The sequence below is a fragment of the Anaeromicropila populeti genome, assembly GCF_900112775.1.
Taxonomy (GTDB): Bacteria; Bacillota; Clostridia; order Lachnospirales; family Lachnospiraceae; genus Anaeromicropila_A; species Anaeromicropila_A populeti.
In genome coordinates this window covers 116,676-128,809 of sequence record NZ_FOYZ01000006.1, presented here as the reverse complement: position 1 = coordinate 128,809, position 12,134 = coordinate 116,676, and the positions used below count along the sequence as shown (strand labels likewise).

The window sequence follows — 12,134 nt, the reverse complement described above, 5'->3', positions numbered from 1 at the left end:
GGCTGGATAACTAGCAACAGCCACTTTATGTAAAAATACATATTACATGAACTAAAAGGGGTAAGGGGTTAAAAGCTGTTCGTAGTTCAAGGAACGGCTTTTACCTATTATATTTCTTGTTCCCATTTCTTACAATATAATATATAAAATTGAACATTTTTCATATTAATTTTGCACAATCTTTTATTTTAGTCTTATTAACTCTATCAAAAATGGACAATATGATAAAAATAGAAGAAGGAGGGTTTCCCTTCCTTCTTCTATTTTTACAATTTTTTTTGTTTTACAAATTTTTTGTAACCATCTGGTACTTTAGGCTGATGCCAAAGAAACCAGCAGGCAGAATTCACATTGCGTTTAATCAAAAATTCCGCCGTTAATTTTGCTGCCTTTAGATTTGTTTTTTTCATATTAAAACCACCTTTCTCTACTACAAACTAGTTGATAGTTTATATGTCATTTCTCTTATGTAATAAGTCTATTCTCCCTTATATAATTTTTGTATTCCTGGCTAACATATTTACATTTTCTTATTGTAATGGAATGCTCCTTTTTATCTGCCATAACTACAGTTCGACCTGATATTTTTACGATTTTGCTTTTGTTTACAAGGACTCCACTGTTTATTTTTATAAACAAATCTGACAATATGCTTTCATAACTTTGTAGTGTTCGATACGTTACGTAAGATTCTCCACTTACAGTAGTAACCTCTACCGTCTGCCCAATCTTTTCAATGTATAGAATACTGCTTTCCTTCAATAAATGATTTGTCCTGTTAGACGTTATCTCAATAATAGTATCATTTTTGATGGTATGAATCCCTTTGATTTGAACTAATGCCTTTCGAAATAGTTTTTTAAATTTCTCCGTTTCGACAGGCTTTTGCAAAAAACCAAATGCCAGCATATCGCAAGCGTCCAAAGCATATTCAGAATAACTTGTAACAAATATAATAATCACCAAAGGATTTTTTTCTAAAATCATCTTAGCAATCTCCAGTCCATTCTGATTGGGATCATCCAGATCAATATCTAAGATAGCCATATGTACTCTTTTTTTATTCATTAATTCGACTAATCCCTGCTCCATTTTTGTGTAACAATTCACTTCCACTGGAACATTAAGGGTTTCAGCAAATCTGATTACACAAGCCTTGTTAATATCTACAGACAGCTTATCATCATCAAATATTAATACATTTAACATGTTTCTTCCCTCACATACTATTTCTAAAAGAAATTGACAAAATAAATTCTTCTGCATCATAAAAAGTGGTCATTTCTCCACTATACTTAACTACAATGTCCTTTATAATTAACATTCCCATCCCATGATTTGTTCTATTTTCTTTACTTGTTACATAATTCCCCTTTTTATCACGTTTTGGTCTTTCCGCAAAACTATTTTTACAAATGATATGTACGATCTCTTTCTCACAAAAAATTTCTAAATCCACATACTTTTTTCTACCATCTTGAATTCTATCCGTTGCTTCCAGTGCATTATCCAAAATATTTGCAAACAATGACGTCAGTTCCTGATTCGTAAGTGGAAATATACTGACTGTAATCTCAGATTGAAAGGTAATTCCCTTTTTACCAGCATGTTTTTTCTTCTCAGTAATAATACTTGCAAGAAACAAATTGTCTATCGTACATATTTCATCGGCTATGTCAATATCAAGATAAAGAGCATTAATATAATTGATCACATTGGAACTGTTTTCCTCTTTTGCAATCCTCATAATTTGAGAAATATGAGATTTCATATCATGCCGTAATTTTCTTAAATTTTTTATAGATTCTGTCTTTTCCTCATAAAAGGCAAGCTGAGACTTCATTTCTTCTATTTTCTTGTTTTTCATATCTTGAATTCTGCTTTTTTGATAAATTGTGTACGCAATATAAAGACTAAATAATACTGCAATTAATAATTCCACTCCTAATGCCAATAATAATATTTCCGATTTGCTTCCAATTATATTATAAAAAATAATTAATAATGGAATTACTGTAGCTATATTAAATAAAACTGTAGCATACATCCCTTTCCATTTTATAAAAAGTTTGTTTTTGGACAGCAACGGTAATAAAAATCTATAGCATATCAAATTTACCGTCCTTGCACTGATGGTAATTCCAAGATTCAATATTCCTATGGCTGCATACTCATCATTTGCAGCATTGGTAGAAATAATCCATAGTCCTCCTACAAGACAGTCTACAATAATAGAAACTATGTAAATAATAATAAAAAGATAAATGTTAGCTTTAAAAGTTCCTTTAAATAATAAATTTGATATGATTATAATATAAGCAAACATAATTGGGAAAAAGGCTATTGAAGCGATACCAACTCCTCTAAATGTCATGATCTGCTTTACTATTATTATGGCATATAATCCTAAAAACGCACCAACATAGTACCCCTTTTCCCTATATTTAGGTGTAAATACGGTATAGTATGCATGAATCCAGATAAATGGATCGATTGCATAGGATATAATATATAAAAGAAACATTATGCAATACAGAAACATCAAAGACACTCCCCTTGGTATATTCACAATAAAGTTACCCCCATTTTATCACATAATACATTTTTATACAATATATCACACAAAAAATAAATAGATTCAAAATAGCCTAAATTGACAATTAGGTAAAACCTCATTCAGTTCTTCCTGTTTTTCTGCCGAATCCATTCCACCAATTACTACATATTCCAAAGAAGTAAGACTAGTTAACTTTGATACATCATCAAAAATAACATACTCATCCAATTTCAATGACTTTATTCCGTCAAAGACGACATAATTTGATATTTTTTCAAACTTGCTCCCTGACATAGGTTCTCCACTTACATGATAAAACCCATTATAAATTTTTAATTCCTCAACTGTTTCATTATAATTTGATATATGTAAATAGGATGGCTTAGCGCTAATATTTAATTTGAAATAAATCGTTATCTTGTACCCTTTATTAAGATAATAATCTGGGTTCTTTTCTAAGTAACTGTTGAGCATGAATCGAATGTCATTATATACATCAGGTTTGCACTTCTTTTCTCCCCAGAACATGTATTTGTCAACAAGCCCATAACTAATTCTTTTAAAATGTTTAATTTTCACAGTTCCCTCAGTTTCATTTTTATTTAGATATTATCTCATTTTACTCATATTTCTGCTTGAGTTCCCTTATCACTCTTGGCAATTCACGGGTCATTGTCATGATATGTTTTAGTTTATTGCCAGCAGATTTATCAGCAGCCTTCTCATAATCTACACTTTTCGTTAATTCGTCAATATATGGAATTGTTGAAGGTTGCGATATGGTAAAAGCATTTACCGATTTAAATAACCAGTCTTTGTCTATTCCCCACTGCTCTGCTATATCATCTGTTTCTGCCTTTAATTTGTTGCTTTTCCAGCGTTCAAAAGCATCATCAAAAAACACACCATACTCTAATTTCCCTGGAAGTAATTCGGTATCAACAAACTCTCGTAATAAGTGAGCCTTGCTGTCATCCCCCATATCGCTTAATTCTTGGATTTGTTCATAAATAATTCTTAAAGTTTCTCCGTCTACTGCTTGTGTTCCACCTACATTACTAACTTTTGAACCAATTAAACCAAGAATATGCGTTGCATCTATCACTTGCGTTCCTGCTAATTTTATTTTTCCAACCAATGACTTTATAACCCCTGGAACAGGATCACCAGTACTTTCTTTTTTAACAAGATTCTTATATGCACCAACATATTTTAACCAAGTATGTTCGTCAATTCCAAATGAAGTGTCATCCCATTGATACGCATAATATTGTTCTACTAAATTTAATTGTTCTGTGGCATCCTTAAATGAAAGTATAAATTTTTCCACATCTTCTTTATTGTCCTTAATACTTTGCCAATCGGATGGGTCTGGTAATGTTTGAATCATCTTTAAAACATTTAGGTTGAATTTTTTAACGGCTGTCTCATATGTATCTACGATTGCTTTGCTACTGCTTCCACCACTTCCATATAATTTTAATGCAGTGTCCACTATCTCTTTCGTCATTTCTGGATATTGAAAATTAACAATACTACCAAATTCCTTTTCTTTTCCATAAATACGATTTGTTCTTGAATACGCTTGTATCAGTCCTTGTAATTCTAGTGGTCGATCCACATATAATGTATTTAATCTTTTGGAATCATATCCAGTCAAAAGTTGATCCGCTACTATAACAAGGTCAATATTCTTTTTATTTCTTCCACTTCCACCTCTTGTAGCTCTTTCTACAACATCTTCAAAATATGCACTTTCTCCATGTTTTTTATCACCAGCAACAAATTCAATTCCTGTAAATCCTGCATAATTTGTAAACATCCCTTTTATGACTTCGGGAGCAATATTTTCCGGATCGTTTTCATTCCCAAAGCTAAATGTCATAGCAATATTTAATGTCATATTACGTTCTTCTAATTGCTTTTGAAATTCATTAAAAAACGCTATCACACGATTTTTATAGGCAACGGTTAAAATAGCATTAAATTCTCTCCCTTTTGATTGCATATCCCAATTACCTAAAATTGCTTCTACAACTCTTGGAATATGAGTTTCGTCTTGATAAATTAAAATCTTGTTTTTACTAGCCTGCTCTTCCACCTCTGCCTCGGAGTATCCTAGTACTTTTCTTTGAATCTCTCTATCTCCAAGTTCAGGATGTTCTTCTTTCATAAGTTCGATTAACTGATCCCTTAAATCTTCGTAGCTTTTAAATTCTCCTGTATTGATGCAATCCACATTAAAACCCAAAACATTTCCATCTGCAATTGCCTCATCAATGGTGTATTGATGAAGTTTGGGTCCAAATAGTTTTTCCGTCGTATTAATCACTTCACTTTTTTCGTTTATTTTTCCCTTAATATGATTTTCATCAAATAAAGGCGTCCCTGTAAATCCAAAGAATAGACCATTTTTCTTAAAATATTTTTTGATATCACCCATCATTTGTCCCATTGTTGTCCGGTGAGCCTCATCAATAATAAAAACGATTCTTTTATCTGCCAAGGAATCATCCTTTGACTCTTCTAACTCTTTTACAAGAACATTCAGCTTAAAAGTTGTTGTAACTATAATACCTGGATTTGGTAACTTCAATTTCTTTTTTAATTCAAATGTATGTTTTGTATCGTCTACTGTAACTGGTTCATAGGCTGCATAGGCTTTAAAATTTTCACTTGTCCTACTATCTAACTCTCGTCGATCCACTAAAAATACTACCTTATCAAATCCTGCACGTGTAGCAAGAAACAATGCGGTTTTAAAACTGGTAATTGTTTTACCTGATCCTGTTGTATGCCAAACAAATCCCCCATGAGGAATGTGTTCTTTATTATCAAATCCAAAAGCTGCTGCTTCTACCGCTTGTAATGCATATACTTGATAAGGTCTCATCAGCATATGTTTACGATTTTCTTCCTCTTTTGCTTCATCGATAACAAGATAATCTCCTACCATCTGATGTGCCATTGGAATCATTAAAAATTGTTCAATCACTTTCTTCCAATCATTCACTGGTTTATTTTCTTTATCCGCCCAATGAAAAACAAATACTGGATTAAATTCATCTATTGATTTTGGTGTTGCAAAATAACGGGTTTCAATCTCAGTTGTTATGACCATCATTTGCGAAAAAGCCATGAAATTATTACAGTACTCTCCATCTCTATAATATCTTATAAACTGACCGTATGCTTCATCTAATGATTTATCTGTACGTTTTTGTTCTATATTGATTAGTGGTAACCCATTGATTAACAAAACAATGTCAAAGCGATTACCGCTTGGAGTCTCAACTTCTCTAGCAATTCGATAACTAGAATCTCCTCCTCGAACTTCTGCTTTTTTTATAATTGTCAATGTGATTTGTTTTCTAGTAATAGCTGGATGATCATCACGATAAATTCCATCAATTTTACCTTTTGAACCTTCCATCGATAAAATCTTTGCTGCTTCATAGCTATTCTTTATCAAATTCACCTTTGACAATACTTGTTTAAATTCATTGTCTGTTAATTCAACGCCTTCTAGTTGATCCCCATTGATACGATTTAATTCTTTTCTCCAATGATTTATAAGGTCTGCAACGGTAACCTTTTTCTTATTTCCATTTAAAAATTCTGGTGCTTCCCACTTATATTTTTTTAATTCTTCAACAAAATTTTCTTGAAAAGTTCTCTCTGAGGCATTTTTTGGTGTATTACTCATGACATAGCTCCTCTCTAAATAAACATCTCATTCAAGTATGCTTTTTTGATATTCTGTAATTTATCAAGCTTGCGCTGATGAAGGGTGATAAGGTTGTCGAGTTGAGTAAAATAGTCTCCAATTTTAATTTGTTCTTCTTCATTTGGAAACATAAAATGCATATTTTGAAACATGCCGTTTGTGATTTGATTAATTGTCGCCCCAAGATTTTTTCCCACTTCTTTATCAAAAACTGGTGTACTCAGTAATGCATTTGTGAAAAAAGAGTTTGATGATCTCATGCCTGTCATAAACGCACCTATAACTGTATTGTCCATTTTAACCTTGATTTGACCGTGTTTTCCTATCAATGAACGAGAACCATTTCTTACAACGACAATAACATCTCCCTCCTGGACATTGTCCACATTGACAACATCTGATTTTACATACACATTATCAGCATTAATAATCTCTCCATTTTTTACATTAGATGAACGAAGAACAAGCGTCCCGCCTTCATTAACAACATCGTTAGGAGAATATGTTAAACCACTAAATAATTCTACTTCGTCAGTTAACTTACGCTGTTCCCAATCATCCTTAAATCCTGCAAATCTTCGCTTTGGTTTACTTTCACCTTCAGCTGGAAACATTTCAGAAAGATATGCATTTTTTAATGCTTTAATTTTTTCCAACTTACGCTGATGAAGGGTAATAAGATTGTCGAGATTGGAGAAAAACGCTCCAACTGCTTGTTGTTCTTTACCATATGGAATAAGAATATTCAAATTACGAATTTTATTTAATGCAATAAATTTTTGTGTACCCCCATCCATTCCGCTGTTTAATTGGCTTATAACATTTGATGACTGTAGATAGTGATAAAGATATAAATAATACACCTTTTTTGTATCCTTAATTAATGCCACATTTTTAATTGCAAAATCAGGCTTTTCACGTATTAAAGCCATATTTCCTATGGTTCCAATCATGCCCATAAGAATATCGTTTTTATCTACCTTAGAACGCTTATTTATTTCTTCAAAAGCTTCATCAGAGATATATTGAACATCGTCGTAATTAATATATCCGCCTCCAACATTTTTTGAAGTAATGAACGGATGTCCTTGTGAAAAATACTGAGGAGAATCGTGTGTTCCATCTCTAACATCTGCCATGTCATCAAGCTTACGCTCTTCCCATTCTCCGTCATTTTGAAACTCTTTAAATCGTCTTTTTGGTATACATTTTTTCCCTTCGTTCATTATTCCACCACCAATTTATCCTTTAATGATTCAAACTCTTTCATCATTTTATCGATTTGTGAATCAATATCAAGTAATGTATCTGAATACCGTTCTTCTAAAATTCGCAAAGAATTCAATTCCTTTTTCAATGAATTCTGTATAAGACCTACCATTTGATTGATTGTATTACCAAACCATTTTTGATACATCAAACTGTCAATTTCATCATCTGTTAGTGTGAGGATTCTATCTTGTACTGCATCGTCAAGTTCCTTTTCTTCTGTTTTTAATTCTTTTGTTAACGATGCTTTGTTATTTATGAAATATTCTACTTTTTTAAGTAGTAACTGCTCTGCCGAACCCTTTTTTGCTTTCTTTAATTCCTCTTTTAAAGCTTTATTATCAAATGCATCTAAAGGCTCACCATCATCATTTTTCTTTATCGCATCTATTAATGCATTATTCTCATCACTGTCTTCCACTTTTGCTGCTTCCACTAACTCTGAGAGTTCTGTTTCAATTTCCTGAATTTTAATGCGTTTATTCTCAAGATTCTCTAATTCCCTTGAAAAAAGCATCTTTGCAATGAATTCATTTGGAATCAGACTTCCAACCCAACCCTCCTGTTCTTCACGTTTATTCTTGCCAGATCCCTTTGTTACCATATTAGGTTCACGCTTGCGTCCAGCATTATAAAATCCTTCATTTGCAATTAGTTCTGTGTCATGGTGCAATGCATTCTTCCATATCTCCGCAATAATTTGATAACCACCATACACATCAATATATTGGTAATTTAATAAAATTTGTTTGATCTCACAAAGCATTTCCTCTGTAAGAGCTGAGATATCTGTTTCCATAGTAACCTGTTTTAAAGAATCCAAGTATTTTTGAATATATTCAGTCGTCTTTGCTTCTATTTCCTTAGACATTGCAATAATATGTTCATCCTTCATAATCTCAATTGTTAGTTCTGTTACTGGTTTCAATAAATTTACATAGCCAGGTCGAATTTCTTCCATTGACTGATTTAATAATTCTGGAACAAGTGATTGCAAAACTTTCAAATCATTAATATTACTTTTTGGGATTCCACCAAACAAATGTGCATCCACATCTTGTGGGATTTCAGAATCTACCCCTTCTACATATCTTGGAATATTCATATTATAATCATTTTTCATGATTTCTTCACGAGTAGCAAGATGACTATACCCTTTCATTTCTTCTCTACCCAGATATACATCTACTATTTTAGCGATGTCTTTTTCCTGTAAAACATTTTGTTTTCCAACCTTTATAAAACTATTGGAGGCATCAATAAGTAATACTGGATCTGCGACATTACGATTTTTTTTCAAAATAATAATAACTACTGGTATTCCTGTATTGGTGAATAAATTACTTGGTAGCCCTATAATCGTATCTATATAATTTTTTTCTAATAATCTTTTTCTAATTTCCCCTTCCGATGAACCTCTAAAAAGTACTCCGTGCGGTAATACAATCGCCATTGTTCCATTAGTTCCTAAATGATATAACCCATGTAATAAAAATGCAAAATCACCTTTTGAATCTGGAGGTAATGCCCCTGCCACTTCAAATCTTGGATCACTTACCTTTAATCCTGCTTTATTCCAATTCTTTGCCGAATAAGGTGGATTCATCACAACTGCATCAAATTGTACCCCTTCGTTTGGATTTTCTGGATCTTCTGGCCAGTCGTTGGATAAGGTATCCCCATTTTTGATTGTCATCTTTTCTGGACGAACACCATGTAATAATAAATTCATACGCGTCAGGTTATAGGTTGCCGTATTCTTTTCCTGTCCATAATAGGCAAGATCCCTTTGTTTGTCCTTTGTCAAATGTTTCTTAACTGTGAGTAATAAAGAACCTGACCCGACAGTTGGATCATATATGGATTTAATATCTGAAGATTTAGCAACTATTTGTGCCATTACTTCACTCACTTGATGTGGCGTATAGAATTCTCCGGCCTTTTTACCAGATTCCATTGCAAACTGTCCAATTAAATATTCATAAGCATCTCCTAAGATATCTCCTTTTTGAAGTGCAACCATATTTAAATCCGCAAATAATAAGATTAAAGCTTTTATATTTTCACTTCGATCGTGAAGATTGCTTCCAAGTGCTGTATCCGTTAAATCTAATGTTGAACTTGAAAAAAGTCCTTTAAAATCTCTTACATCACCAGAACTCATAATTGTTCTTTCAAATGCATTTAAACTATCTGAAACTTTTTGCACTTCAAAGTTTCCCATATTAATATCTATTAACCATGTTTGATAAAGGTACTCTGGCGATACATAATAACCTAAAACATCTTGAATCATTTTTTCCAGGTCTTCACCATATTCCTCTTTTGCTTTCACAAATTCAGTTACTAGTTCACTTTCAGATACCGTTTTAACACCAGCTGTCATTTTAAATGTTTCTAATGTTTTATCACTCAAAAACTTATAAAACATCAATCCTAACATGTAATCCTTATAGCGGCTTGCATCCATTGAGCCTCTTAGTTCATTTGCTCCATCCCATAATCTTCTTTTTATTTCTTCTGATGTGATCAACTTCATATCCTCCGTTTTCCTATAATAAATAGTTAGACTATTCATTGACCTTCCATTTGAGTCTAAACACATTTCATACGGTATAATTATATACCAACGTAGGAACAATTACAAAAACTTTTAACTTTTTGGGCAAATAACAAGCACACTCATTATATCTCAAACGAATGTGCCTAAACAATCCCAGTTTCAGCAAAAAAGATTGGATGCTCCTATCATTAGCGTTAAATTTGTTGATTTTGATTCCCTTTCAACCGAAGTCAGAAAAATTTAGGCTAAATGGCTCTGTACACATTAGAATTAATATTATTAACAAAAGTATAAATATCCAATTTGTAGGTATCTTCAAAAAATTTAATCTATCACTTGAAAAGTGAAAAGAGAGAAAAGCGTTAAGTAGCAATGAAATAATTATTATAATTAAGAAGAACTGCGGTATGCTATACAGGGGCATTATATGACTAAATAATACAAAACCTATCATCAAAAAATCTATAATTATATTGATAAATCCAATTACGCACAATTTAGCGTTAGTTTTCATACATTTTCCACTCCTTTTCTGAATTAAAACCGAACTAATACATATAGTTATCTATTTCTGCTTTTACTCTGTTTGCTGTCACATCAAAGCCTTTATGATTATCAATGTATTTTTCCTTTAGGTAAACACCAGAATGAATATCACCTACTACAAAGACGCCTCGTAAGAGTTTGCCCATGCTGAGTGAACCACAAAAACTCTCGCTTATAAAAAGCGAGAGTATCTATTATAAAATCTTAGCTTGCACAACTGTTCTTGCATTTTCATATTCATAACTACAAGTAATCAATGTAATTATTCTGTCATCTTCTTGAACATTAATATCTGTCTTGAACAAAGATCGCTCTTTACATTCCTTAATATAATCAAGAAAATCCTCTTCCGTATATTTCACATAGGTTTTTTCTGTAGATGCGTCTACAACATAAACCGCAAACACCTGACACGAAAATTCTTCATATAAATCACTAACGACAATTATCTTGTTTTTCTCAAAGAAATCTTCATCCTTATAATTAATCAAATTGTGAAACATAGAACCATCCTTCATATTATGCCCATATATAATATTATTATGGTCTTGAAAATCTGGCTCATTCCTATAGTCAAGATAAATACTTCCATATGAGGAATCTTCCTGATTACTTGCTTTTGTTAAATAATACGTGTTATCCTCATGCTGGACAATAGGATAATTGATTTGAGAATTCTCAATTTTAACCCATCCAATTACTTCTTTGTTTAATTTAAGAAGCTTTTCATACTTTTTCATAACTGTTTTGGAAGGTTTTTCTGTCTCCACTGAACCTGAGGCAGTTGGTTCTGCTTGTTCCTCTGTTGGTATAACTGATTGATTTACTGATACTATATCATTTTCATCTAGTTTCTGATAGAACTGTTCTTGCTTCCTGTTTTCCAAATAATCTTGAAAAACAGGATAAGCACTTATTAACAACAGTATTCCTCCACACATCATACAGAATATGACTGCTACCCACTGAATTCTAGTTCTTAATTTTCTTTTTCTCATGATCTCTCTTTATAAAATAGATTAAACTAAATCCGCCCGAAATAAACATAAATCCTACTACTGGAAACAAAAAGTTATACTGTACTCCTGTCTTAGGGATACTTTCACCTTCATCCGTCAGACTATTGCGATTTCTCCCACTAGTACCAGAAGATGCTCCACTATTCGTAGGTGTCTCTTCTCCACTGGTAGATTTCCCCTTGCCCGACTGACTTGACTTTCCATTTCCTCCTGACGCAGAATCTGTTGGCTTTATACTTGCTGTTGGTTGAACTGGTTCTGGTGTTGGTGTTGCCGTTGGTGTTGGTGTAACTACCGGCGTCACTGTTGAGGTTGCACTAGGCGTGACTGCTATTACCGGACTCGTTGATGATATAACAACAAATGTGGGAGCTGGCGTTATCACTGGCGTTGGTGTTATCACTGGCGTTGGTGTTATCACTGGTGTTGGTGTTATCACTGGCGTTGGCGTTA

General features: G+C 32.7%; 10 protein-coding genes. All 10 read right to left on the bottom strand.

Annotation, left to right across the window (positions count from 1 at the left end):
* Positions 1-266: 266 nt before the first annotated feature.
* Complete coding sequence (locus BM305_RS09140; protein WP_092560396.1) at positions 267-410, bottom strand: cyclic lactone autoinducer peptide; 144 nt, start codon at positions 408-410, stop codon at positions 267-269.
* Positions 411-465: 55 nt separating this feature from the next.
* Positions 466-1,209, bottom strand: a complete 744-nt coding sequence (locus BM305_RS09135) for a LytR/AlgR family response regulator transcription factor (protein ID WP_177214655.1) — start codon at positions 1,207-1,209, stop codon at positions 466-468.
* Positions 1,210-1,219: 10 nt separating this feature from the next.
* Positions 1,220-2,524, bottom strand: a complete 1,305-nt coding sequence (locus BM305_RS09130) for a sensor histidine kinase (protein ID WP_177214654.1) — start codon at positions 2,522-2,524, stop codon at positions 1,220-1,222.
* 114 nt (positions 2,525-2,638) lie between these two features.
* On the bottom strand, positions 2,639-3,136 hold the full coding sequence (locus BM305_RS09125) for a hypothetical protein (RefSeq protein ID WP_092560393.1): 498 nt from the start codon (positions 3,134-3,136) through the stop codon (positions 2,639-2,641).
* 40 nt (positions 3,137-3,176) lie between these two features.
* Complete coding sequence (locus BM305_RS09120; protein ID WP_092560392.1) at positions 3,177-6,263, bottom strand: type I restriction endonuclease subunit R; 3,087 nt, start codon at positions 6,261-6,263, stop codon at positions 3,177-3,179.
* A gap of 14 nt (positions 6,264-6,277) precedes the next feature.
* Positions 6,278-7,510 (bottom strand): restriction endonuclease subunit S, encoded by a 1,233-nt coding sequence (locus BM305_RS09115; protein ID WP_092560391.1) that lies wholly within the window; start codon positions 7,508-7,510, stop codon positions 6,278-6,280.
* Positions 7,510-10,092: a type I restriction-modification system subunit M gene (locus BM305_RS09110; RefSeq protein ID WP_242940506.1), complete on the bottom strand. Its 2,583-nt coding sequence runs from the start codon at positions 10,090-10,092 to the stop codon at positions 7,510-7,512. The genes BM305_RS09115 and BM305_RS09110 overlap by 1 nt, the downstream gene beginning before the upstream one ends.
* 572 nt (positions 10,093-10,664) lie before the next feature.
* Positions 10,665-10,808, bottom strand: coding sequence for a hypothetical protein (locus BM305_RS19065; protein WP_177214653.1), 144 nt, complete (start codon positions 10,806-10,808; stop codon positions 10,665-10,667).
* A gap of 48 nt (positions 10,809-10,856) precedes the next feature.
* Positions 10,857-11,660 carry a class B sortase gene (srtB, locus tag BM305_RS09100; protein WP_092560389.1) on the bottom strand — a complete coding sequence of 268 codons (804 nt, stop codon included), beginning with the start codon at positions 11,658-11,660 and terminating at the stop codon, positions 10,857-10,859.
* A partial coding sequence (locus BM305_RS19060; protein ID WP_177214652.1) for an LPXTG cell wall anchor domain-containing protein occupies positions 11,635-12,134 on the bottom strand: 500 nt, incomplete at its 5' end. The genes BM305_RS19060 and srtB, both read right to left, overlap by 26 nt.

Excerpts from the sequence above, each read along its gene's own strand:
- BM305_RS09130 (WP_177214654.1), bottom strand. The coding sequence starts at position 2,524 with ATGTTTCTTTTATATATTATATCCTATGCAATCGATCCATTTATCTGG.
- BM305_RS19065 (WP_177214653.1), bottom strand. The coding sequence starts at position 10,808 with ATGGGCAAACTCTTACGAGGCGTCTTTGTAGTAGGTGATATTCATTCT.
- srtB (WP_092560389.1), bottom strand. The coding sequence starts at position 11,660 with ATGAGAAAAAGAAAATTAAGAACTAGAATTCAGTGGGTAGCAGTCATA.
- BM305_RS09120 (WP_092560392.1), bottom strand. The coding sequence starts at position 6,263 with ATGAGTAATACACCAAAAAATGCCTCAGAGAGAACTTTTCAAGAAAAT.
- BM305_RS09135 (WP_177214655.1), bottom strand. The coding sequence starts at position 1,209 with ATGTTAAATGTATTAATATTTGATGATGATAAGCTGTCTGTAGATATT.
- BM305_RS09115 (WP_092560391.1), bottom strand. The coding sequence starts at position 7,510 with ATGAACGAAGGGAAAAAATGTATACCAAAAAGACGATTTAAAGAGTTT.
- BM305_RS09110 (WP_242940506.1), bottom strand. The coding sequence starts at position 10,092 with ATGAAGTTGATCACATCAGAAGAAATAAAAAGAAGATTATGGGATGGA.
- BM305_RS09140 (WP_092560396.1), bottom strand. The coding sequence starts at position 410 with ATGAAAAAAACAAATCTAAAGGCAGCAAAATTAACGGCGGAATTTTTG.